This is a genomic window from Burkholderia sp. APQ4-4ca (genome assembly GCF_057837105.1).
The window spans coordinates 1-23,868 of sequence record NZ_JBYQCG010000100.1 but is presented as its reverse complement, the minus strand read 5'-3'; the positions used below and the strand labels follow the sequence as shown (position 1 = coordinate 23,868).

Genomic DNA, 23,868 nt, shown 5'->3' with positions numbered 1-23,868 from the left:
CGTTCCTCGAAAATCGCGCGCGAACCCGGCCGCGCCGGGCCCGCGCAGTTCAGCGGAAAAACCGGTCAGTGCTTCGCGTACTGGTTCATGTTCTCCGGCGTCACGAGTTCGAACGGCACGTTCACGTAGCGATCGACCGGCTGCTTCCTCGCGAGCTTGAGCGCCGCGGCCACCGCCTGCGCGCCCTGCCCGGTCGCGTTCTGGTAGACCGATACCTTCAGCTCGCCGGCCTTCATCGCCGCGAGCCCGTCCGGCGTCGCGTCGATGCCGGCGACGACGGTCTTCGGCGTCAGCTTGCGCGCGGCCTTCAGCGCATTGATCGCGCCGATCGCCATCTCGTCGTTGTTCGACACGATCGCGTCGAACTTGGTCCCGGAGCTCAGCCAGTTCATCGTGATGTCCTGGCCCTGCGTGCGGCTCCACTTGCCTTCGCGCTTGTCGACGATCTTCATGCCCGAGCATTCCTTCGTCGCGATCACGTCCTCGATGTCCTTGGTGCGGGCGCGCGCCGATTCGTTGGACAGCTCGCCCATCAGCACGAGCAGGTCGCCCTTGCCGCCGAGCAGCTTGCACACCTGGCGCGCCTGCAGCGTGCCCGACTGCTTCTCGTCGGACGCGACGACCGCGACGCCGGCCGGCAGCTTGTCGAAATCGACCGGCTTGCGGTTCACGTAGACGAGCGGGATCTTCGCCGCCGTCACCATCTTCGTGATCTTCGGCGTCGCGTCGGTATCGACCGCGTTCACGATGATCGCGTCGACCTTCTGCGCGATCATGTTCTGGACCTGGCTCAACTGCTTGCCGACGTCATTGCCGCCGTCCTCGATCTGCACCGTCGCGCCGTCCTTCTTCGCCGAATCGGCGATGCTGTTGCGCAGGATGGTCAGGAACGTGTCGTCGAACGATGCCATCGTCACGCCGATCTTCTCGGCATGCGCGAGCGGCGCAGCCAGGATCGCGGCGGCCGCGACAGCCATCAGCTTGGTCTTCATGATCAATCTGTCTCCTCATCTCCGGGGGGCGGAAGACGGCGCGTTGCGCGCCGCCGGGCCGAGTCCGATCGGGGCCGATCCGGACTGAAGCATCCGGATGAAACTGTAGATCACTTCCTCGAAAATTTGGAAATTTATTTCTACGTGATTTCACCTAGGGAACTGGATTTCCAAAAAGTCTAGACTCCGTTCCGTAGCCCGAATCCCGGCGGCAGGCAGCGTCGCGTCGTGCGGCGCATGCCGCGGACAGCCGCCACCGGATCGATCCCCTAATCTGCCGGCAGCGCCGAACGCCGGCCGCGAGCGTGACACGTGATATGAGCCTGCTGAACTTTCCGAGTGACCGCCCCATCGATCTCGCCTGCCTCGGCCGCGTGGCCGTGGATCTCTATGCGCAGCAGTACGGCAGCCGCCTCGAGGACGCGCGCAGCTTCCAGATGTATCTCGGCGGCTCGTCGGGCAACGTCGCGTTCGGCGTCGCGCGGCTCGGGCTGAAGACCGCGATGATTTCGCGCGTCGGCGACGAGCAGATGGGCCGCTTCCTGCGCGAGACGCTCGAGCGCGAAGGCTGCGACACGAGCCAGCTGCAGACCGACCGCGAGCGTCTCACCGCGCTGGTACTGCTCGGGCTGAAGGATCGCGATACGTTTCCGCTGCTGTTCGTGCGCGAGAACTGCGCGGACATGGCCGTGCGCGCCGACGAGATCAGCGAGGACTTCATCGCCGGTTGCCGCGCGCTGGCGATCACCGGCACGCACCTGTCGACGCCGGGCACGCGCGAGGCGTCGCTGACCGCGCTCGGTTATGCGCGCCGCCACGGCGCCGTGCGGATTCTCGACATCGACTACCGGCCGGTGCTGTGGGGGCTCACCGCGCGCGGCGCCGGCGAAAACCGCTACGTGCCCGACGCGCAGGTGACGCGGCAACTGCAGCAGGTGCTCGGCGAATTCGACCTGCTGGTCGGCACCGAGGAGGAATTCCTGATCGCGGGCGGCGTGCCGCATGATTTGATCGGGTCGTTGCAGGCGGTGCGCGCGATCACGAACGCGACGCTGGTCGTCAAGCGCGGCGCGCTCGGCTGCTGCGTGATCGAAGGCGACGTTCCCGCGCGCATCGACGAGGCGCCGACCTTTCTCGGCGAGCGCGTCGAAGTGCTCAACGTGCTCGGCGCGGGCGACGCGTTCCTGTCGGGGCTGCTGTCCGGGCTGCTGCGCGGGCGCGACTGGGCCGAATCGACGCGCATCGCGAACGCGTGCGGCGCGATCGTCGTGTCGCGCCACGCGTGCTCGGCCGCGATGCCAACTCCGGCCGAACTCGCGCACTGGTTCGACGGCAGTCGCAATCCGCAGGTCGACGCCGATCGCACGCTCGCGCACCTGCATCGCGTGACGGTGCCGCGCCGCGAATGGGACGATCTCTGCGTGATGGCGTTCGACCATCGCAGCCAGTTCTACGAGCTCGCGGTGCAGGCCGGCGCGGACGAAGCGCGGATCAAGACGCTGAAGCGCCTGCTCGTGCGCGCGGTCGAACAGGTCGAGCGCGATCGCGGCATCGCCGGCCACGTCGGCGTGCTGATCGACGGCGGCGCGTACGGCAGCGACGCGCTCGCGTCGGCCACCGGGCGCGGCTGGTGGGTCGGCCGCCCGGTCGAGCTGCCGGGCTCGCGGCCGCTGCGCTTCGACGACACGCGCTCGGTCGGCTCGTCGCTCACGCACTGGCCGACCGAACAGGTCGTGAAGTGCCTCGTTCACTATCACCCCGACGACCCCGTCGACCTGCGCGTCGAGCAGGAGCAGCGCGTGCTGGAGCTGTGGGAAGCGACGCGCGCGAGCGGCAACGAGCTACTGCTGGAAATGATTCCGCCGCGCGCGGTGACGCCGGCCGGCACCGAGGACGACGCGGTGCTGCGCACGGTCGCGCGCTTCTACAACCTCGGCATGAAGCCCGAATGGTGGAAGCTCACGCCGCTGAGCGCCGACGGCTGGGCGCGGCTCGCCGCGCTGATCGCCGAGCGCGATCCGTACTGCCGCGGCGCGGTGATCCTCGGCCTGAACCAGCCGCTGCAATACCTGGTCGACAGCTTTCGCTCGGCGACCGACCCGATCGTCAAGGGCTTCATGGTCGGGCGCACGCTGTGGGCCGATGCGTCGCTGAACTGGTTCGCGGGCCGGATCGACGATCAGGCGCTGATCGACGAAGTGGCCGGCAACTTCGCGCAACTGGTCGACGCGTGGCTGGGCCGCCGGGCCGCCGCGCGCGCCGCCGCGGCCTGATGCCCGTGTTCGTGACGACCACCCGACTTCTCTCTATCGACCGACGATGACCACCACCGTAAGACTGACCGTCAGCCAGGCGCTCGTGCGCTACCTGGCCGCCCTGCGCGCCGAAGTCGTCCAGCCGGACGGCCGCACCGAGATCCTGCCGTACTGCGGCGGCGTGTTCGCGATCTTCGGCCACGGCAACGTGGCCGGGCTCGGCGAGGCGCTGCACGCGGAGAAGGACCGGCTGCCGACGTTTCGCGCGCACAACGAGCAAGGGATGGCCAACGCGGCCGTCGCGTTCGCGAAAGCGCATTTCCGCCAGCGGATGATGGCCGCGACGTCGAGCATCGGCCCGGGCGCGACCAACATGCTCACCTCCGCCGCGCTCGCGCACGTCGGCCGCTTGCCGCTGCTGTTGCTGCCTGGCGACGTGTTCGTGTCGCGGCTGCCCGACCCGGTGCTGCAGCAGGTCGAGGATTTCGAACAGGGCGACGTCAGCGCGAACGACTGCTTCCGGCCCGTGACGCGCTACTTCGACCGCATCACGTCGCCGGAGCAACTGCTCGTCGCGCTGCCGCGCGCGATCCAGGTGATGACCGATCCCGCGCAGTGCGGGCCCGTGTGCCTCGCGCTGCCGCAGGACGTGCAGACCTTCGCGTACGACTGGCCCGAGGATTTCTTCGCGCCGCCGGTGATCCGGATGCGCCGCTCGCCGGCCGACGCGCTCGAACTCGCCGATGCGCTCGACGTGCTGAAGGCCGCGAAGAAGCCGCTGATCGTCGCGGGCGGCGGCGTGCTGTACAGCCAGGCGTGGGACGCGCTGCGCACGTTCGCCGACACGCACGGCGTGCCGGTCGCCGAATCGCAGGCCGGCAAGGGCAGCCTCGCGTGGGACCACCCGCTGAACCTCGGCTCGATCGGCGTGACGGGCTCGCCCGCCGCGAACCGCGCGGCCGCGCAGGCCGACGTCGTGTTCGCGGTCGGCACGCGGCTGCAGGATTTCACGACCGGCTCGCATGCGCTCTACGGCGACGCGACGCTGCTGAGCCTGAACGTGCAGCCGTTCGACGCGGGCAAGAAGCGCGGCCGGCAACTGGTGGCCGATGCGCGCACGGGCCTCGGCCAGCTGTCGGCCGGGCTGGCCGGCTGGCGCGCCGACCCGGCGTGGACCGCCGCGAACCGCGACCAGGCCGCCGCCTGGAACACGCGCGTGACGGACCTGACCACCCGGATTCCGAAGGACACGCTGCCGTACGACGCGGAAGTGATCGGCGCGGTGCGCGACTCCGCGGCCGACGCGGGGCGCGACAGCGCGCGCGACGATCTGGTCGTCTGCGCGGCCGGCACGCTGCCGGCCGAGCTGCACAAGCTGTGGCGCAGCGGCGTGCCGGGCAACTACCACATGGACTATGCGTACTCGTGCATGGGCTACGAGGTCGCGGGCGGCCTCGGCGCGAAGCTCGCGCGGCCCGAGCGCGAAGTGATCGTGATCGTCGGCGACGGCTCGTACATGATGCTCAACGCGGAACTCGCGACGTCCGTGATGCTCGGCCGCAAGCTCATCGTCGTGATCCTCGACAACCGCGGCTACGGCTGCATCGAGCGGCTGCAACTCAATTGCGGCGGCGCGAGCTTCAACAACATGCTCGACGACTGCGTGCCCGAAGGCGGCGAACGCTCGACGATCGACTTCGCGATGCACGCACGCGCGATGGGCGCCGACGCCGTGCACGTGCGCGACGTCGGCGAATTGCGCCACGAAATGAAGCGCGCGCGTGCGGCGACGACGAGCCAGGTGCTCGTGATCGACACCACGCACCGGCGCACGACCGACGACGGCGGCGCGTGGTGGGAAGTCGCGGTGCCGCAGGTGTCCGAACGCGCCGGCGTCGAAGCGGCGCACCGCGCGTATCTCGACGCGAAGACCCGCCAGCGGCGCTGATCCGTCCACCCTTTCCATCGGCCGCGCCGAGACAACCCCATTCGAACCCAGGAAACACGTCATGAGCTGGAACGTCCGCATCGGTATCAATCCCCTGTCGTGGATGAACGACGACCTGCCGTCGCTCGGCGGCGAGACGCCGCTCGAAACGGCGCTGAAGGAAGGCGCCAAAATCGGCTATGCGGGCTTCGAGCTCGGCAACAAGTTTCCGAAGACGGGCCCCGAACTGAAGGCGAAGCTCGCCGAATTCGGGCTCGTGTGCGTGTCGGGCTGGTATTCGGGCTTCCTCGCGGAGCTCGCGCCGGGCATGACCGACGCCGATGCCGTCGCGGCGGAAATCGAGCGCTGCCGCGCGCACATGACGAAGCTGCAGTACAACGACGTGAAGGTCGTCGTGTACGGCGAATGCGCGGGCACGATCCAGGGCAACATCGACATGCCGGTCGCGAAGCGGCCGCGTTTCGTCGACGACGCCGCGTGGCGGCGCTATGCGGCGCGCCTCGACGCGTTCGGCGCGCACCTGCTCGACACGTACGGCATCAAGCTTGCCTACCATCACCACATGGGCGCGTACGTCGAGTCGCCGGACGACGTCGACCGGCTGATGGCGCTGACCGATCCGGCAAAGGTGTTCCTGCTGTTCGACACCGGCCACGCGTATTTCGGCGGCGCGGCCGACCCGGTGGCGCTGCTGAAGAAGCACGTGTCGCGCGTCGCGCACGTGCATTGCAAGGACGTGCGGCCGCAGGTCGTCAACCGGGCGCGCAACGACGGCTGGAGCTTCCTGAACGGCGTGATCAACGGCACCTTCACGGTGCCCGGCGACGGCGCGCTCGACTACGACGCGACGCTGCGCACGCTGAAGGACGCCGGCTACGAAGGCTGGCTCGTCGTCGAGGCCGAGCAGGACCCGGCCGTCGCACCGAGCTATGCGTATGCGAAGAAAGGCTACGAGTCGCTGCGCGCGATCGTCGACCGGTTGAGCGCGTGAGTTCGCACGCCAGCGCCGGAGCGCCCGAGCCCTACCCTATTGCGGAGACCCATTTCATGACGATTTCCCCCCTGCTGGTCAAGGCATCCGCCGACCGCGAAATCTGCAACGTCACGCCCGAATCGGCCGGCTGGAAACACGTCGGCTTTCGTGCGCTGCGCCTGACGGCCGGTGATACCGAAACGCTCGACACCGGCACCCGCGAATTGTGCGTGGTCGTGCTGACGGGCACGGTGCGCGCCGAAGTCGACGGCGAAACCTACGATGCGCTCGGCAAGCGCGACAGCGTGTTCGACGACGTGTCGCCGGACGCACTGTACGTACCAGGCGGCAAGACCGTCACGCTGGTGGCGACGCGCGATGCGGAAGTCGCGCTGTGCACCGCGCCGTACGCGAGCGGCGACAAGCGCGTGCAGCGTCTCGACGGCGAGCGGATGCGCCGCTCGGTGCGCGGGCAAGGCACCAACACGCGCTACGTGTGCGACATCCTGATGGGCGACAACCCGGCGGCCGACCGGCTGCTCGTCGTCGAAGTCGTCACGCCGGCCAGCCATTCGAGCAGCTATCCGCCGCACAAGCACGACCGCGACGCGGCGCCCGACGAAACGTCGCTCGAGGAAACCTATTACCACCGGATCGATCCGCCGCAGGGCTTCGCATTCCAGCGCGTGTACACCGACGACCGCAGCCTCGACGAGGCCTGCGCGGTCGAGAACCACGACGTCGTGATGGTGCCGCGCGGCTATCACCCGGTCGTTGCGCCTCACGGCTACAACCTGTACTACCTGAACGTGATGGCGGGCCCAAGCCGCGCGTGGGCGTTCAAGAACGATCCCGCGCACGAGTGGATGCTCGATGCGGCGCCGAAACGCTGAAACGCCGACAGACTGAAACACCGACGTGCTGAAACGCCGAAGCACTGAATGGAAGACGGGCCTGCGCGCGGCCCGTGACGATGCGACGCCCGGCATGCGCGTACCGCGCCGGCCACGCTACGGAGCCGCCATGGTGACGCCCCCCTTTCGCCTCGAATTCCCCGCCTTCGACGACGATGCGTCGAACCCGGCGCTGTCGCACTTCAATGCAGCCGTCGCGCGCCGCATCGGCGAAATCGCGATCAACCTCGCGTCGCGCCGCGGGCTGCCGATCGCGGTCAGCCTCGTCGGCGGGCAGGCGCCGCTGTTCTACTGCGCACTCGACGGCAGCGGCGCGCATGACGGCGACACGATCCGCCGCCGACAGAACACGGTGCTGCGTTTCGGCCAGAGTTCGCTCGCGGTCGGCGCGTGCTTTCGCCGTGCCGGCTGGTCGCTGCGCTCGCACGGCCTGTCGGACGACGACTACGCGCTCGACGGCGGCGGCGTGCCGTTGCGGCTCGCCGGCGCTGGCATCGTCGGCGCGATGACGATCGCGGGGCTCGGCTCCGAAGCCAATCACGCGCTCGTCGTCGAATGCCTGCGGTGGCACGTCGGCGCGCATGCGCTGGCGATGAGCGCGTAGCGGCGCGAACGGCGCACACGCACCGTTCGCGTGGCCTGCGCGGATGCTCAGCGCAGCCCGCCGCTCGCGACGAGGCGCTCGCCGGTCAGCCAGCGTGCGTCGTCCGATGCGAGGAACACGGCGACCGACGCGATGTCGTTCGGCTCGCCGAGCCGGCCGAGCGGCGTCTGGCTACGCACCTGTGCGTCCATATCGGAACCGATGATGCCCGCGGTGTGCGTGCCTTCGGTCACGACCATCCCCGGGTTGATCGCGTTCACGCGGATCTTGCGCGGGCCGAGTTCGAGCGCGAGCACGCCGGTGATCGCGTCGACCGCGCCCTTCGTGCCGCTGTACACGGCGCTGGCCGGCGGCGTGATGCTGGTCACGACCGAGCTGATGTTGATGATGCTCGCGCCTTCGCCGAGATGCTTGACCGCCGCCTGCGTGGTCAGCAGCACGCCGAACACGTTCGTGTCGAACTGCCGGCGGTAGTGTTCCTCGGTGATCGCTTCGATCGGCGCGAATTCGTACACGCCGGAGTTGTTGACGAGCACGTCGAGACGGCCGTACGTGTCGATCGCGGTATCGACGATGCGCTGCGCATCGGCGGCCTTCGACACGTCGCCGCCGACCGCGACCGCGCGACCGCCCGCTTCGGTGATCGCGCTCACGACCGCATCCGCGCCCGCCTTGCTGCTCGCGTAGTTGACGACGACCGCCGCGCCTGCTTCGGCCAGTGCCTTCGCGATGCCCGCGCCGATGCCCTTCGATGCGCCCGTGACGATCGCGACCTTGCCTGCCAGCTTGCTCATGATTTCATTCCTCAGTCAGAAAACCTTCGATGGTTGGCGCCGGTTGCCGCGGCGATGGGTTGCGGCGGCAATCGGCCTGACTGGAAATTTACGTTGCGGCGCCGCAGCGATAAAGCGGCTCGACGCGAATTGACTGGCGGAGTTTGCCGAACAATCGACCGGGCGCGGTCAGCCGGCGCTCAGCCACGCGTCGGCCACCTCGCCGTGCAGCCCGTCGAGTGCGCCGTCGTGGACGATCCGTCCCCGCCCCATCACCGCCACGCGCCGCGCGAGCCGCGGCGCGAGCTGCAGCCGCTGCTCGATCAGCACGATCGCGACGCCGTCGGCCTGCAGCGCGGCGAGACACGTGCCGACTTCGTCGACCGCGAGCGGCGCGAGCCCCTCGGCCGGTTCGTCGACGATCAGCACGCGCGGGCGGCCGGCGACTGCGCGCACCAGCGCGAGCACCTGCTGCTCGCCGCCCGACAGCCGCCCGGCCTTCACGTCCGCGCGCGCGGCCAGCAGCGGAAAACGCTCGAACAGGCGGTCGAGCGCCGCCCGTTCGGCCGCGCCGCTTGCGCCGCGCAAACCGAGTCGCAGGTTGTCGCGCACGCTCAGCAGCGGAAACACGTCGCGGCTTTCGGCCACGTAAGCAACGCCACGCCGCGCGATCTCGAACGTGCGCGCCCCCGCGCACTCGGCGCCGGCGATGCGCACCGAGCCGGCCGTGCGCACCAGCCCCATCACGGCCTTCGCGAGCGTCGAGCGCCCCGAGCCGTTGCGGCCGAGCAGCGCGAGCGTCTCGCCCGGCGCGAGCGCGAGATCGACGCCGTCGAGCACGGGCTGCATCCCGTACCACGCGCGCAGCCCGCGAATGTCGAGCACCGCGCTCATGCCGCCCCCTCGCCCAGGTACGCGGCGCGCACGCGCGGATCGGCGCGGATCGCGTCGGGCGCGCCGGTCGCGACCACCGTGCCGCGCACGAGCACCGTGATGCGCTCGGCGAAACCGAACACCGCGTCCATGTCGTGCTCGATCATCAGCACCGTGCGGCCCTGCGTCGTCGCCCGGATCAGCGCGATCATCCGCGCGGCCTGCGCGCGGCTCATGCCGGCCGTCGGCTCGTCGAGCAGCAGCGTGCGCGCGCCGCTCGCGAGCGCGATGCCGAGATCGAGCGCGCGCTGCTCCGCATAGCCGAGTTCGCCGGCCGGCGTGTCGCGCCGCGCGTCGAGGCCGATGTCGTGCAGCACGCGCGCGGCAGCGAGATCGACCGACGCGGATTCGCGCAGCCGGTTCCACCAGCGCCGCCGTTCGGCCGGCGCATGCAGCGCCGCGCAGCGCAGGTTGTCGAATACGCTCAGGCGCGCGAACGCGCTCGTCTGCTGGAAACTGCGGCCGATGCCGAGGCGGCTCGCGACGACCGGCCCGCGCCCGCGCAGCGCGACGCCGTGCAGCATGACGCGCCCGCGCGTGGGCCGCGTCGCGCCCGCGATCACGCCGAACAGCGTCGACTTGCCGGCGCCGTTCGGCCCGATCAGCGCGTGGCGCTCGCCGGCCGCGATGCTCAGATCGACACCGTCTAGCACGGTCTGCGCGCCGAAGCGCTGCACGATGCCGTGAAGCGCGATCGCGTTGCCGTTCATCGCGCGTCCTCCCGCGTGCCGGTCGCCGCGCCGTGCCCGAGCCGCGCACGCCAGCCCCACAGCAGCATGCCGATGCTGGCCGCCGAACACGCGACGGCCCAGCCGATCGGCGTATCGGCGTCGATGCCCCATGCGCCGAACGCGACGCCCGTGCCGTCGTCCTGCGCGAAGCGCCACGCATAGCCGAGCTCTGCCGCGCAGACGATCGCGACGCCCCAGAACGCGCACGCGCCGACGCCGCATGCCATGCGCCACCGCTCGAGCGCCGGCGCGCCGCGCCGCAGCGCCTGCGCGAGCGCCCGTGCAATGCCCGCGATCCCGCCCGGCGCGGCGACGACGATCGCGACGAACAGCACGCCGAGATACAGCGCCCACGCGCGCGACACGCCCGCGACGACGACGCTCAGCGCGGTCAGCACGGCCGCGCCGGCCGCCGGCCCGAAGAATGCGCCGGTGCCGCCGATCACCGCGGCGATCAGCACGGTCGCCGAGCGCGCCATCGATACGCTGTCGGGCGTCGCGATCTCGACGTCGATCAGCGTCAGCGTGCCGGCGACGCCCGCGAAAAACGACGCGCAGGTGACCATCGCGAGCCGCACGCGGCGCGGATCGGTGCCGAGCGCGGCGACGCGCGCCGGGTTGTCGCGCACCGCGTTCGCGAGCCGCGCGAGCGGCGTGCGGGACAGCGCATGCATCGCCCAAGCCGACACGACGCACCACGCGGCGATCAGCGCATACGCGTGCGCCGGCGCGCCGAACTGCGCGTTGCCCCACGGCGCGCCGCTCGCGCGGTCGATCGGCACGCCGCCGATCCCGCCGAACCACACCGGGACGCTCCACGCGGCCGCCGCGACGCATTCGCCGAGCCCGAGCGTGATCATCGCGAACGCGGTGCCGGAACGGCGCGTCGCCAGCAGCCCGGCGACGCATCCGAAGCCCGCGCCGGCCACGCCGCCGACGAGCGGCAACAGCGGCAGCGGGCCGCCGATGCGATTGAACCAGTGCGCGGCTGCGAACGCGCCGAGGCCCGCGAACGCCGCGTGCCCGAACGACAGCAGCCCGGTGGTGCCGAGTTGAAGGTTGTACGACAGCGCGAGCACGACGAGCGCGGCCGTCTGAGCCAGATAGCCGAGCACCGCGCCATGCGGCCACAGCCACGCGGGCAGCGCGAAACATGCGGCGAACAGCGCCCAGCGCACGCCTGCGGCGAGTGCGCGGCTATGCATCGACACGCTCGCCGAACAACCCGCGCGGCCGCGCGACCAGCACCGCGACGAGCAGCAGGTACGGCACCAGCGGCGCCAGTTGCGCGATCGACACCGCGGCCACGCTGTCGGGCAGCGCGATGCCCGTCCATTGCGCGAGATCGCGCAGCGACGTGTCGCTCGCGGCCGCGAAGGTCTGCGCGAAGCCGACCGCGAGCGACGCCACGAACGCGCCGCCGAGCGAACCCAGGCCGCCGATCACGACGACCGCGAACACGACCGAGCCGACGGTCTCGGCCAGCGCGGGCTCGATCACCGCGAGCGGCGCGCCGATCACGCCGGCCAGCGCCGCGAGCGCGGTGCCCGCGCCGAACAGCGCCGTCATCACGCGCGGCACGTCGTAGCCGAGCGCCTCGACCGCCGCACGATGCGTGAGCGCCGCGCGCACGACGAGCCCGATGCGCGACGCCCGCAGCAGCACGCCGAGCGCGACCAGCATCGTCGCGGACATCGCCATCATGAACAGCCGGTAACGCGGCAGCGCAAGACCGAACACGTTCGCGGGCGCGCCGTCGAACAGCGGCGGCACGGGCGCCGGCAGCGGCGCGAGGCCCCACGCGAGTTTCGCGCCCTCGCCGATCAAGTAGGCGAGACCGAAGGTCAACAGCAGTTCGCTCGTATGGCCGCGCGCCTGCACGCGGCGCAGCAGCACGCGTTCGCAGCCGGCGCCGAGCAGCCCGACCGCGAGCGGCGCGAGCACGAGCGCCGGCCAGAAGCCCGCCTGAGCCGCGATGCTGTAGCCGACATACGCGCCGAGCATGTAGAAGCTCGCATGCGCGAAGTTGAGCACGCCCTGCACGCTGAAGATCAGCGTGAGGCCGGCCGACAGCATGAACAGCAGCAAGCCGTAGCTGAGGCCGTTGAAGGCCTGGAGCGCGAATGCGTGCACCGCGTGCCGTCAGGCGGCGAGCGGTTCGAGCGCCGCGCGCAGCGCGTCGGGCAGCGGCACCGGGCGGCGCGTGCCGCGATCGACGTACACGTGCACGAAATGCCCCTGCGCGGCGGGCGACGCATCGCCTTGCGCGAACAGCCCCACCTCATAACGCACGCTCGACGTGCCGAGCTTCACGACGCGCAGCCCCGCGTCGACCAATTGCGGGAACACGAGCGGCGCGAAGTAGTTGCACTGCGTCTCGACGACCAGCCCGATCGTCTGCCCGTGCTCGACGTCGAGCACGCCCGCGCGGATCAGGTACGCGTTCACGACGGTGTCGAAGTAGCTGTAGTAGACGACGTTGTTCACGTGCCCGTAGACGTCGTTGTCCATCCAGCGGGTCGTGATCGGCAGGAAGTGGCGATAGGCGTCGCGCGGACGCGGTTGCGGCTTGTCGGACATGGCGATGGCGCTCAGGACGATGAAAGCGGTTGGGACGACGGGGATGATGCGCGGCGGCCGCATGACGCAGCGCGCCGGCAGGAAACGCAGCCCCGCGCCGCGATCACGCGCGGCACGGCGGACGACACCCTGCGGGCAGGCCGGCCCGTCACTGCCCCGGCCGGTCGACGAATTCGAAATCGAGGCCGCGCGCGCGCATCCAGTCGGCGAGCGCGACGCCCGTGCCGGCGCGCCACGGGCGCAGCAGCGGCGGATCGACGAGCTTGTATTCGAGCAGTTCCGGCGATAGCGACACCGTGCCCGACGCCCGCACGTGGTACGCGATGATCAGTTCGTTCTTGCGGATGAATTCGTACACGCCGACGAGCGACACGTGCTCGGCCTTCAGCGCGGTTTCCTCGAACACCTCGCGCGCGATGCCGTCCTCGGGCGTTTCGCCGTTTTCGAGGAAGCCGGTGATCAGCGCGAACATCCCTTCGGGCCACGCGGCGTTGCGCGCGAGCAGGATCTTGCCGTCGAGTTCGACGATCGCGGCGACGACGGGCAGCGGATTGTTCCAGTGCACGTAGCCGCAGGTGTCGTCGGGACAGGCCTGGCGGATGCGGCCGCCCTCATGGTCGGGATCGGCACGCTCGGTCAGCGGGTTCGCGCAGCGCGGGCAAAAGCGGTAGTCGGCGGTGGTCATCGATGGGGATCTGGCGAGCGCCCGGCATCGGCCTGCAGGCCGCGTCGCGCGTCCGCTCGGCGCGGAAAAGGCTTCATTCTAGCGAGTTTGCCCGCGCCCGAGACGATCCGGCCCCACCGGCGTCAGGCGGACCGGCGCCCGCGTGCGGCGCGCGCCGCGAAGCCGCCGGCGCCGATCAGCAGCGCCGCCGCCGCGACCCACAGCGCGGGCGTAAACGACCCGAAGCGCGCGGCCAGCGGCGCCGCGACGAGCGGCCCGAGGATCTGCCCGACGCCGTACGACGCGGTCGCATAGCCCATCAGCCCGGCCGCGCGCTCGCCGTGCAGGCGCCGGGCCTCGCGCATCGCGAACAGCGTGATCGCGGTGAACGGCAACCCGAGCAGCGCACTGCCGACCGAGAAGCCGGCCGCGTTCGGCCACACGATCCCGGCCGCGATGCCGAGCGCCTGCGTCGCGCAGCCGGCCGCCAGCAGCAGCCGGTTGTCCCAGTGCCCGGGCAGCCGCGCGGCGGTGATCGCGCCGACGATCAGCGCCGCACCGAACATCGGCCAGAACAGGTCGGGCCACGGCGAGCCGGCCGGCAGCGCGGCGCGCGCGATCACCGGCAGGAACGTCGCGGTGATGATGTAGCCGAAGCCCGGTGCGCCGTATAGCGCAACGAGCCACGCGGCGTCCGCGCGGTGGCCTCGCGTGTCGGCCCGCGCGGCCTGGGTGGCCGACGCTCCGGTGGCCATATGCGGCGCGGCGGCCGGCGGCGTCGCCTGCGCGTGCGCCGGGGCCGGGGCCGGCGCCGGGGCCGCGCCGAACGTGCGCCAGATCGCGACCGACAGCACGGCCGACAACGCCGCGAAACCGAGCCAGCCCACCGCCGCATGTTGGCCGGCCAGCGCGCTGCCGATCAGGCCCGTCACCACGATGCCGACGCCTGGCCCCGCATAGATCACCCCGCTCCATTCGGGCGCATGCAGGTCGGCCAGCCGCCGCAGGCCCCACTGCGACACGAACACGAACGTCCACGCACTGACGACGCCCGCGACGAAACGCACGACGAGCCACACCGGCAGCAGGTGACCGACGCCCATCGCGGCGGTCAGCAGCACGGTCGCCGCGAGCCCGAAGCGCACCATCCGCGCCGGCGCGACGCGCAGCGCCGCGCAACTGAGCGCGCCGGCAAAGTACCCCGCATAGTTCGCCGACGCGAGCCAGCTGCCGGCTTTCAGGCCGATCGAGCCGTCCGCGAGCATCAGCGGCAACAGCGGCGTGAACGCGAAACGGCCGACACCGAGCACGACGGCCAGGCCGACCATGCAGGCGAGCGCGGCCGCGCGGGCACGGCGGTCGGCCTGGTCGGACGAAAGGACGCGGGCGGCTGCGGTCAGGGCATCGAAGCGGGACATGGCGGCAAAGGCCGGCGCGTCGCGCACGCCGGCCGGATCGGAAATCGGAATGGGTTCATCCTAGCTTGACCAACCATTCTCGAAAAATGAATAATTAAGAATCAACTCATCCCTCGGAGAGAATCATGGACCTGGCGGCGCTGGCGATCTTCCGGGCGGTCGTGCGCGAGAACGGCGTGACGCGCGCGGCGGCCAAGCTCAATCGCGTGCAGTCGAACGTCACGACGCGCATCAAGCAGTTGGAGGAAGAACTCGGCGCGGCGCTGTTCGTGCGCGACGGCCGCCGGCTCGTGCTGACGCCGGCCGGGCATACGCTGCTGCCGTATGCGGAGCGCCTGCTCGCGCTCGCCGACGAGGCGCGCGACGCGGTGCGCGAGGACACGCCGCGCGGCCGGCTGCGGCTCGGCACGATGGAAAGCACGGCCGCGAGCCGGCTGCCGGCCCTTCTCGCGCGCTACCACCATGCGTGGCCGAACGTGTCGCTCGAGCTGCTGACGGGCACGACGGGTTGCCTGATCGACCGCGTGCGCGACTTCGAGATCGACGCCGCGCTGTTCGCGCGCCCGCCCGAGCCGGACGCGCTGCCCGACACGTTCGAGACGGTGCCGATTTTCCGCGAGGATCTCGTGCTGCTCACGCCGCGCGGCCATCCGCCGGTGCGCACGCCGCGCGACGTGATCCTGCCGACGCTGATCGCGTTCGAGCGCGGCTGCGCGTATCGCAAGTACGTCGAACAGTGGTATGCGGCGCACGGCGTGAGGCCGGCGCGCGTGCTCGAACTCGGCTCGTATCACGCGATCGTCGCGTGTGTCGCGGCCGGCGCGGGCATCGCGGTCGCGCCACGCTCGGTGCTCGATCTGCAGCTCGGCACCGACAACATCGCCGCGCACGCGATTCCCGAACTCGCCGGCATCGACACGCTGCTCGGGTGGCGGCGCGGTTATGCGTCGGCGGCGCTCGCAGCACTCCGCGATGCGCTCACCGAAGCCACGCGGCAGCCTGACGACGCGGCGAAGCCGGCCGCGACCGTGCCGGCCTGACCCGGGTTCGCGCGCCGCCGTGGCGATCGCGACGCGCACAACTTGCCCAGCCGGCACAAACAAAACGACCCGACCGGCACTGCCGATCGGGTCGTTTTTCGATTCACGCGATGCCGTCGGCGCGACGGCATCGCATCGGTCGTGCAACGATCAGAGCCGTTCCTCGACCCAGCCCTTCACGCCGGCCAGCGCGCCCGGCAGGTTCGCCGGCTCGGTGCCGCCCGCCTGCGCCATGTCCGGACGACCGCCGCCCTTGCCGCCCACTTGCTGCGCGACGAAGTTCACGAGTTCGCCGGCCTTGACCTTCTTGCTCGCGTCCGGCGTGACGCCCGCGATCAGGCTGACCTTGCCGCCTTCGACGGCCGCCAGCACGATCGCCGCGCACTTCAGCTTGTCCTTCAGCTTGTCGACCGTTTCGCGCAGCGTCTTAGCGTCCGCACCGTCGAGCGTCGCGGCCAGCACGTACACGCCGCCGATTTCGACGGCCTGCTGCGCGAGCTCGTCGCCCTGGCTCGACGCGAGCTTCGACTTCAGCGCGCCCAGTTCCTTCTCGAGCGACTTCACCTGCTCCTGCACCTGCGCGATCCGCTGCGTGAGTTCCGACGGCTGCGCCTTCAGCGCGGCCGCGGCTTCGTTCACGCGTGCGTCGAGTTCCTGCACGTAGCGCACCGCGTTGTCGCCGGTGATCGCCTCGACGCGGCGGATGCCGGCCGCGACGCCGCCTTCGACGACGATCTTGAACAGGCCGATGTCGCCGGTGCGATGCACGTGCGTGCCGCCGCACAGTTCGCGCGAGAAGCCGAGGTCGAGCACGCGCACTTCGTCGCCGTACTTCTCGCCGAACAGCGCCATCGCGCCGCCCTTCACCGCTTCGTCGTACGGCATCACGCGCACGATGCCCGGCGCGTTCGCGAGGATTTCGTCGTTGACGATCTGCTCGACGCGACGGATTTCGTCATCGGTCATCGGTGCGTTGTGCGCGAAGTCGAAACGGGTCTTGTCCGCGTCGACGAGCGAACCCTTCTGCTGCACGTGCGCGCCGAGCACTTCACGCAGCGCCTTGTGCATCAGGTGAGTGGCCGAGTGGTTGCGCTGCGTGCGGGCGCGGCGGTGCGCGTCGATTTCCGCGCGCACGACGTCGCCGACCTTGAGCGTGCCCTGCTCGAGCGTGCCGTGATGACCGATCACGTCGGCCTGCACCTTCAGCGTGTCGGCCACAGCGAAGCGCGTCGCGGCGTTCGCGAGCACGCCCTGGTCGCCGACCTGGCCGCCCGATTCCGCATAGAACGGCGTGTGGTCGAGCACGACGACCGCGTCCTGGCCGGCCTTCACTTCGTTGACGGCCGAGCCGTCGACGTACAGCGCGACGATCTTCGCGTCGTCGAACGCGATTTCCTCGTAACCGTGGAACGTGGTTTTCGCGCCCGAGTATTCGAGGCCCTGCGTGGCCTTGAACTTGCCGGCCGCGCGCGCCTGCTCGCGCTGGCGCGCCATCGCGTCGTCGAAGGCCGGCTCGTCGACGGTCATCCCGCGCTCGCGGCACACGTCGGCCGTCAGGTCCAGCGGGAAGCCGTAGGTATCGTGCAGCTTGAACGCGAGCTCGCCGTCGAGCACCTTGCCGCCCTTCGCGTCGACGTCGGCCAGCGCGGCTTCGAGGATCGACATCCCGTGCTCGATGGTTTCGAAGAAGCGCTCTTCTTCCTGGCGCAGCACGTCGGTCACGCGCTGCTCCGCTTCCTTCAGTTCCGGATAGGCGGTGCCCATCTCGGCGACGAGGTCGGCCACCAGCTTGTGGAAGAACGCGCCCTTGCGGCCCAGCTTGTAGCCATGGCGGATCGCGCGGCGCACGATCCGGCGCAGCACGTAGCCGCGGCCTTCGTTGCCGGGGATCACGCCGTCGACGATCAGGAACGAGCATGCGCGGATGTGATCGGCGATCACCTTCAGCGAGTTGTTCGTGAGGTCGCTGATCTCGGTCACGCGCGCGGCGGCCTTGATCAGGTTCTGGAACAGGTCGATCTCGTAGTTGCTGTGCACGTGCTGCAGCACCGCGGCGAGACGCTCGAGACCCATGCCGGTGTCGACCGACTGCTTCGGCAGGCGCGTCATGTTGCCCTGCGCGTCGCGGTTGAACTGCATGAACACGAGGTTCCAGATCTCGATGTAGCGGTCGCCGTCTTCTTCGGGCGACCCCGGCGGGCCGCCCCACACGTCCGGGCCGTGATCGTAGAAGATTTCGGTGCACGGGCCGCACGGGCCGGTGTCGCCCATCGTCCAGAAGTTGTCCGACGCGTAGCGCGCGCCCTTGTTGTCGCCGATCCGGATGATCCGCTCGGTCGGCACGCCGACTTCCTTCGCCCAGATGTCGTACGCTTCGTCGTCTTCCTGGTAGACGGTCACCCATAGCTTGTCCTTCGGCAGCTGGTAGACCGTGGTCAGCAGCTCCCACGCGAACTTGATCGCGTCGTGCTTGAAGTAGTCGCCGAACGAGAAGTTGCCGAGCATCTCGAAGAACGTGTGGTGGCGCGCCGTGTAGCCGACGTTCTCGAGGTCGTTGTGCTTGCCGCCCGCGCGCACGCTGCGCTGCGCCGTCGTGGCGCGCGAGTACGGGCGCGGGTCCGTGCCGAGGAAGACGTCCTTGAACTGGACCATGCCCGAGTTCGTGAACATCAGCGTGGGGTCGTTACCGGGCACGAGGCTCGACGAGCGGACGATCGTGTGGCCCTTCGATTCGAAGAATTTGAGGAATTTCTCGCGGATTTCGGCAGCTTTCATGGCGTGCGGGGACAGTCTGGCAAAGACGGCTTCAAACGCCGGCGCCCCAGGCGGGGCGCACGGCGGCATGGATTCGGAAACGATCGATTATACGGGATCGGGGCCGGCTTCCGGGCAAAGCGCGGGCAAGGCGGCCCGGCTATCCGGACGACCGGCCTGGGCCACCCGCGCGGCCGATTCGCCTTAAGATGCTCGGGATGCCAATCGGCCTTGCCCGACAACGCAGGCCCGCCATGAAAGGAGACGATTCGACGATGGGTGCCCTGAGCCATATCCGCGTGCTGGACCTGACCCGCGTGCTCGCGGGCCCGTGGTGCGCGCAGACCCTCGCCGATTTCGGCGCGGACGTGATCAAGGTCGAACGCCCGGGCGCCGGCGACGACACGCGCCACTGGGGGCCGCCGTACCTGAAGGACGCGGACGGCGCGGATACCGCCGAAGCCGCTTACTATCTCGCGGCGAACCGCAACAAGCGCTCGGTGACGATCGACATCGCGACGCCCGACGGGCAGCGGATCGTGCGCGAGCTCGCCGCGCAAAGCGACGTCGTGCTCGAGAACTACAAGGTCGGCCAGTTGAAGAAATACGGGCTCGACTATGAATCGCTGCGCGCGGTGAAGCCCGACCTCGTCTACTGCTCGGTCACCGGCTTCGGCCAGACGGGGCCGTACGCGCATCGCGCGGGCTACGACTTCATCGTGCAGGGGATCGGCGGCTTCATGAGCATCACCGGCGAGCGCGACGGCGAACCGGGCGGCGGCCCGCAGAAAGCCGGCGTCGCGATCGCCGATCTCGCGACCGGCCTCTATTCGACGATCGCCGTGCTCGCCGCGCTCGCGCACCGCGACCGCACGGGCGAAGGCCAGTACATCGACATGGCGCTGCTCGACGTGCAGGTCGCGCTGCTCGCGAACATGAACACCAACTTCCTCGCGAGCGGCAAGCCGCCGGTGCGCTGGGGCAACGCGCATCCGAACATCGTGCCGTACCAGACGTTCCAGACGCGCGACGGCTGGATCATCGTCGCGGTCGGCAACGACGGGCAGTTCCGCAAGTTCGTCGAGGCGGGCGGCCGGGCCGAGCTGGCCGACGACGAGCGCTTCGCGACGAACCCGTCGCGCGTGCGTCACCGCGACACGCTGGTGCCGATCCTCGCGGAGATGGTGAAGGCGCGCGACAAGGCCGACTGGATCGGCGCGCTCGAAGCGGCCGGCGTGCCGTGCGGGCCGATCAACGAACTCGACGAGGTGTTCGACAACGAGCACGTGGTTGCGCGCGGGATGCAGGTATCGCTGCCGCATCCGTGCGGCGCGGACGTGAAGCTCGTGCGCAACCCGATCCGGATGAGCGCGACGCCGCCCGACGCGCGCACGGCCCCGCCGCTGCTCGGCGCGCAGACGGAAGACGTGCTGCGCGACATGCTCGGCTACGACGATGTGCGGATCGCCGCGTTGAAGGCGAAGCAGGCGATCTGAGCGCGGTTCGAGCGGCGGCCTCGCGATGGCCTCGCGGTGGCTGCGGGGCGCGCGCGGCGGCGTATCAGGCGATCGCCTGCGACCGATACGCCGATCGAACGCGCCACGCGAACCAACGAGATTGACGGAGTCGACGGGTCAGCGCGCCAGCGCATCGAGCCAGCCGCGCGCTTGCGGCCAGTCGCCGAGCCCGCTGTCCGCGTTGATGTGGCCGCGCGGGCCGAGGTCATGGAACGTGCTGCCCCACGCGTTCGCGCAGCCGCGTGCGAACGCGAGCGAACCGTACGGATCGTCGCTGCTCGCGACCACGCAGGTCGGAAACGGCAGCCGCTCGTGCGGGACCGGGCCGAACCCGTGCGCGTCGACCGGAAACGCCGGCCCGGCCGGATCGGGCAACGCGACGAGCAGCGCGCCGCGCACTTTCGCGAGCGCGGCCGGCCGCGCGTAGCGGGTCGCCCACCACGCCGTGGTCAGCGTGCCGAGGCTGTGGCCGGCGATCAGCACGGGCCCGCGCGCGGCTTCGACCGCCCGGTCGAGCGCGAGACACCAGCCGTTGCGGAAAGCGTGATCCCAGTCAGGCATCGCAATCCGCACGAAACGCGGATCGGCGCGCTCCCAGCGGCTCTGCCAGTGAAGCGGGCCCGAATTGGCGTAGCCCGGCAAGACGAAAACGACGGGGTCGGTCATGGAGGGATTCGTCGACGAATGAAATCGTGTTGTAGCGTCGACGCAGTGTCGCACACCCGCCTCTCCCTGATGGTGCCTGTCAAAATCCGGGGGATGTGCATAACCTTCAAGCGGGTCGTGACGCGCTCAGGCAGGCGTCACGACCGGGCCGGCGGTCGGGTGCGCCCGCGTCGCGGGCGCCCGCCGGCGTGAATCAGCGTACGCCGGCGCCGACCAGGCCGCCTGCCGCCGCGCCGGCCACCGTGCCGACCGGGCCGCCCGTGATCAGGTAGCCGAGCGCGCCGCCCGCGGCCGCGCCGATACCGGCATTGCGCTGCGTATGCGTCATCGCGCATGCGCCGAGTTGCGACAGGACCGCGACGATCACCGCGGTACGAACGAGAAAAGTGGTCTTCTTCATCATGGTTGTTGGTTTCCTCCCGCCCCGCAAAAGTTGCGAATGGCGGCATTGACTCGGTGAAGGCATCATAGGAAACGCCGAACGACGTCGGCAATCCGATTTACGTCGTGTTACAGCCGACACACACTCGATATATTGGGATACGCGTCGCGAACGGACGGCGCCCGACCCGCAGGCCGCGCGGGACGGACCCCGGTCAGGTAGAATTACAGGATTAAACCGGCGCGACGCGCCGACACAACCCTGACGCCAACCGCATGAGCACCGAACGCAACGACGCCCCCGCGGCTTCCAATTTCATCCGCAACATCATCGACGACGACAACCGCACCGGCAAATGGGGCGGGCGCGTCGAGACGCGCTTCCCGCCCGAGCCGAACGGCTATCTGCACATCGGCCACGCGAAGAGCATCTGCCTGAACTTCAGCGTCGCGCGCGACTACGGCGGCGTGTGCCACCTGCGCTTCGACGACACGAACCCGGAAAAGGAAAGCGTCGAATACGTCGACTCGATCGTCGACGCGGTGCGCTGGCTCGGTTTCGACTGGCGCAAGGATGCCGTCGATCATCAGTATTTCGCGAGCGACTACTACGACAAGCTGTACGAATTCGCCGAGCTGCTGATCCAGCGCGGCAAGGCGTACGTCGACAGCCAGAGCGCCGACGAAATGCGCGCGAACCGCGGCTCGCTGACCGAAGGCGGCAAGCCGTCGCCGTTCCGCGACCGCACGCCGGCGGAAAACCTCGACCTGTTCCGCCGCATGAAGGCCGGCGAGTTCAAGGAAGGCGAGCATGTGCTGCGCGCGAAGATCGACATGGCGTCGCCGAACATGAACATGCGCGACCCGGTGATCTACCGGATCCGCTACGCGCACCACTACCGCACCGGCGACGCATGGTGCGTGTATCCGATGTACGACTACACGCACTGCATCTCGGATGCGCTCGAAGGCATCACGCACTCGCTGTGCACGCTCGAATTCGAGGATCATCGCCCGCTGTACGACTGGGTGCTGAACGAACTCGCGGAAGCCGGCGTGTTCACGCGCCCGCTGCCGCAACAGATCGAATTCTCGCGGCTGAACCTCACGTACGCGATCACCAGCAAGCGCAAGCTGCTGCAGCTCGTCACCGAAGGCCACGTCGACGGCTGGGACGACCCGCGCATGCCGACGATCGTCGGCGTGCGCCGCCGCGGCTTCACGCCGGAGAGCATTCACCTGTTCTGCGAGCGGATCGGCGTGACGAAGATCGATTCGTGGATCGACATGAGCATCTTCGAAGGCGCGCTGCGCGACGACCTCGACGACAAGGCCGCGCGTACGGTCGCGGTGCTCGATCCGCTGAAGCTCGTGATCGACAACTATCCGGAAGACCTCGAGGAAGCCTGCACGGCGCCCGTGCATCCGCACCATCCGGACCGCGGCGTGCGCACGTTCCCGATCTCGCGCGAACTGTGGATCGAGCGCGAGGATTTCGTCGAGCATCCGCCGAAGGGCTATTTCCGGCTGTTCCCGGGCAACAAGGTGCGCCTGCGCTACGGCTACGTGATCGAATGCACGGGTTTCGACAAGGACGCGGACGGCAACGTGACGGCCGTGCACTGCAACTACTTCCCGGACAGCAAGTCGGGCACCGAAGGCGCGAACACGTACAAGGTCAAGGGCAACATCCACTGGGTCAGCGCGAAGCACGCGCAGCCGGCCGAAGTGCGGATCTACGATCGCCTGTTCAAGGAGCCGCACCCGGATGCGGGCGGCGCGAACTTCCTCGAGGCGCTGAACCCCGATTCGAAGAAGATCGTGCAGGCGTACGTCGAGCCGGGCAACGGCGACGTCGCGCCGGAAACGCGCCTGCAGTTCGAGCGCCATGGCTACTTTGTTGCAGACCGTGTCGATTCGAAGCCGGGCAAGCCGGTGTTCAACCGGATCGTCGGGCTGCGCGACAGCTGGGGCAAGCCGGCCTGACGGCCTGCGCCGCGCGGCGGCGGGCGGCTTCGCAAGCCGCCCCGCTGCCTGCCATGAAAAAACCGGCTCGAGGGCTAATGCCGTTCAGTTAAGGTTCTTTTTAAGGACACGGACGGCATAGCGTTTTGGCACAGCCTTCACGGCCCGCTCGAATTTTCGAGCGGGCCGTTCTTCTTTGAGTAGCGCGACCAGACGTAGTCGCAGTCGTTGCAGCAGAGCTGGGAGCTTGCCCTGCGCACGGGTAACCGCGGCCCAGTGCAATTCGTACTGGATGACGTGGAAGGCGCGCACGAAGCTAATCTCAGTCGGCTCGCACTTCACCGCAAGCGCGGCCTTGGCAATCTCCAATCGCACGAGGTTGTAGGCAATCAGCGCGCCCCAGATTTCCTGATACACCCCCTCAACGCTGCGGCTGCGCAGGATCGGCGCCATGCCCATCATCGTCTGCTTGAGTTCTCGATAGCTGGTTTCAATTTGCCAGCGGCGCGCATAGCAGGCCACGATATCGGCGCTCGTGTAGCGTTTTCGGTCGAACAGTGACGTCAGCAGTACGCGCTTGCGGGCACTTGAGTCGACCAGGGTGACGGCTCGCGCCTGCCACACCTCTGGCAGGTCCGGGCATTTCTTGCGTGCCTGGGGCGACACGCGCATGCTTACCACCGCATCATCAGGCGTTCCCTCGATGACTTCCCATTTGGTGTTGGCCTTGGCCGGGATGAGGAAGTGACGGTTCGAACCC

Annotated in this window: 21 protein-coding genes; 8 read left to right on the top strand and 13 right to left on the bottom strand. The window is 69.5% G+C overall.

The annotated features are described in order from the left end of the window. Window positions 1-65: 65 nt before the first annotated feature. Window positions 66-992 (bottom strand): sugar ABC transporter substrate-binding protein, encoded by a 927-nt coding sequence (locus AC3IFE_RS11970; protein ID WP_301738879.1) that lies wholly within the window; start codon window positions 990-992, stop codon window positions 66-68. Between the two features lie 317 nt (window positions 993-1,309). On the opposite strand from AC3IFE_RS11970, the gene AC3IFE_RS11965 reads away from it, so the two are divergent. The 5 genes from AC3IFE_RS11965 (at window position 1,310) to AC3IFE_RS11945 (ending at window position 7,686) form a co-directional block, all read left to right on the top strand. Then, window positions 1,310-3,265, top strand: a complete 1,956-nt coding sequence (locus tag AC3IFE_RS11965; RefSeq protein WP_489190665.1) for a bifunctional 5-dehydro-2-deoxygluconokinase/5-dehydro-2-deoxyphosphogluconate aldolase — start codon at window positions 1,310-1,312, stop codon at window positions 3,263-3,265. Window positions 3,266-3,311: 46 nt separating this feature from the next. After that, a complete protein-coding gene (iolD, locus tag AC3IFE_RS11960; protein WP_489190664.1) occupies window positions 3,312-5,195 on the top strand; it encodes a 3D-(3,5/4)-trihydroxycyclohexane-1,2-dione acylhydrolase (decyclizing) in 1,884 nt (627 codons plus the stop codon). 61 nt (window positions 5,196-5,256) lie between these two features. Then, window positions 5,257-6,186 carry a myo-inosose-2 dehydratase gene (iolE, locus tag AC3IFE_RS11955; RefSeq protein WP_489190663.1) on the top strand — a complete coding sequence of 310 codons (930 nt, stop codon included), beginning with the start codon at window positions 5,257-5,259 and terminating at the stop codon, window positions 6,184-6,186. 56 nt (window positions 6,187-6,242) lie between these two features. Further along, window positions 6,243-7,061, top strand: a complete 819-nt coding sequence (gene iolB, locus AC3IFE_RS11950) for a 5-deoxy-glucuronate isomerase (protein ID WP_089467237.1) — start codon at window positions 6,243-6,245, stop codon at window positions 7,059-7,061. 130 nt (window positions 7,062-7,191) lie between these two features. Further along, complete coding sequence (locus AC3IFE_RS11945) at window positions 7,192-7,686, top strand: heme-degrading domain-containing protein (RefSeq protein ID WP_489190662.1); 495 nt, start codon at window positions 7,192-7,194, stop codon at window positions 7,684-7,686. Window positions 7,687-7,733: 47 nt separating this feature from the next. Here the strand turns inward: AC3IFE_RS11945 and AC3IFE_RS11940 are convergent, their stop codons facing one another. From AC3IFE_RS11940 to AC3IFE_RS11905, 8 genes are all read right to left on the bottom strand, one after another. After that, on the bottom strand, window positions 7,734-8,480 hold the full coding sequence (locus AC3IFE_RS11940) for a glucose 1-dehydrogenase (protein WP_489190661.1): 747 nt from the start codon (window positions 8,478-8,480) through the stop codon (window positions 7,734-7,736). A 168-nt stretch (window positions 8,481-8,648) separates the two neighbouring features. Continuing rightward, the gene (locus tag AC3IFE_RS11935) at window positions 8,649-9,353 is read right to left on the bottom strand and encodes an ABC transporter ATP-binding protein (RefSeq protein ID WP_489190660.1); all 705 of its coding nucleotides are present in this window, start codon (window positions 9,351-9,353) and stop codon (window positions 8,649-8,651) included. Then, complete coding sequence (locus AC3IFE_RS11930) at window positions 9,350-10,102, bottom strand: ABC transporter ATP-binding protein (RefSeq protein ID WP_089467934.1); 753 nt, start codon at window positions 10,100-10,102, stop codon at window positions 9,350-9,352. The genes AC3IFE_RS11935 and AC3IFE_RS11930 overlap by 4 nt, the downstream gene beginning before the upstream one ends. Beyond that, entirely contained in the window at window positions 10,099-11,328 is a 1,230-nt protein-coding gene (locus AC3IFE_RS11925; RefSeq protein WP_489190659.1) for a branched-chain amino acid ABC transporter permease, read from the bottom strand. Before AC3IFE_RS11925 ends, AC3IFE_RS11930 begins: the two co-directional genes overlap by 4 nt. Further along, window positions 11,321-12,256 carry a branched-chain amino acid ABC transporter permease gene (locus AC3IFE_RS11920; protein WP_489190657.1) on the bottom strand — a complete coding sequence of 312 codons (936 nt, stop codon included), beginning with the start codon at window positions 12,254-12,256 and terminating at the stop codon, window positions 11,321-11,323. Before AC3IFE_RS11920 ends, AC3IFE_RS11925 begins: the two co-directional genes overlap by 8 nt. Before the next feature lie 9 nt (window positions 12,257-12,265). Next, entirely contained in the window at window positions 12,266-12,703 is a 438-nt protein-coding gene (locus AC3IFE_RS11915) for an acyl-CoA thioesterase (protein WP_089467933.1), read from the bottom strand. Between the two features lie 148 nt (window positions 12,704-12,851). Continuing rightward, window positions 12,852-13,388 (bottom strand): NUDIX domain-containing protein, encoded by a 537-nt coding sequence (locus tag AC3IFE_RS11910; RefSeq protein WP_089467232.1) that lies wholly within the window; start codon window positions 13,386-13,388, stop codon window positions 12,852-12,854. A 122-nt stretch (window positions 13,389-13,510) separates the two neighbouring features. Then, a complete protein-coding gene (locus tag AC3IFE_RS11905; RefSeq protein ID WP_489190656.1) occupies window positions 13,511-14,785 on the bottom strand; it encodes a YbfB/YjiJ family MFS transporter in 1,275 nt (424 codons plus the stop codon). A gap of 125 nt (window positions 14,786-14,910) precedes the next feature. Here AC3IFE_RS11905 and AC3IFE_RS11900 point away from each other — a divergent pair, with 125 nt between their 5' ends. Next, entirely contained in the window at window positions 14,911-15,825 is a 915-nt protein-coding gene (locus tag AC3IFE_RS11900) for a LysR family transcriptional regulator (protein ID WP_489190655.1), read from the top strand. Window positions 15,826-15,975: 150 nt separating this feature from the next. Here AC3IFE_RS11900 and alaS read toward each other — a convergent pair whose 3' ends face one another. Then, entirely contained in the window at window positions 15,976-18,600 is a 2,625-nt protein-coding gene (gene alaS, locus AC3IFE_RS11895) for an alanine--tRNA ligase (protein WP_301738867.1), read from the bottom strand. A 254-nt stretch (window positions 18,601-18,854) separates the two neighbouring features. Here alaS and AC3IFE_RS11890 point away from each other — a divergent pair, with 254 nt between their 5' ends. Next, window positions 18,855-20,075 carry a CaiB/BaiF CoA transferase family protein gene (locus AC3IFE_RS11890; protein WP_489190653.1) on the top strand — a complete coding sequence of 407 codons (1,221 nt, stop codon included), beginning with the start codon at window positions 18,855-18,857 and terminating at the stop codon, window positions 20,073-20,075. A gap of 138 nt (window positions 20,076-20,213) precedes the next feature. Here AC3IFE_RS11890 and AC3IFE_RS11885 read toward each other — a convergent pair whose 3' ends face one another. After that, window positions 20,214-20,762, bottom strand: a complete 549-nt coding sequence (locus tag AC3IFE_RS11885) for an RBBP9/YdeN family alpha/beta hydrolase (protein WP_489190652.1) — start codon at window positions 20,760-20,762, stop codon at window positions 20,214-20,216. Window positions 20,763-20,955: 193 nt separating this feature from the next. Next, window positions 20,956-21,165 carry a YMGG-like glycine zipper-containing protein gene (locus AC3IFE_RS11880; protein ID WP_011656605.1) on the bottom strand — a complete coding sequence of 70 codons (210 nt, stop codon included), beginning with the start codon at window positions 21,163-21,165 and terminating at the stop codon, window positions 20,956-20,958. A gap of 254 nt (window positions 21,166-21,419) precedes the next feature. On the opposite strand from AC3IFE_RS11880, the gene AC3IFE_RS11875 reads away from it, so the two are divergent. Further along, entirely contained in the window at window positions 21,420-23,129 is a 1,710-nt protein-coding gene (locus AC3IFE_RS11875; protein ID WP_489190651.1) for a glutamine--tRNA ligase/YqeY domain fusion protein, read from the top strand. 84 nt (window positions 23,130-23,213) lie between these two features. On the opposite strand, the gene AC3IFE_RS11870 is transcribed toward AC3IFE_RS11875, so the two are convergent. After that, window positions 23,214-23,868, bottom strand: a 655-nt coding sequence (locus AC3IFE_RS11870; RefSeq protein WP_489190650.1) for a transposase, incomplete at its 5' end; no start/stop codon positions are given.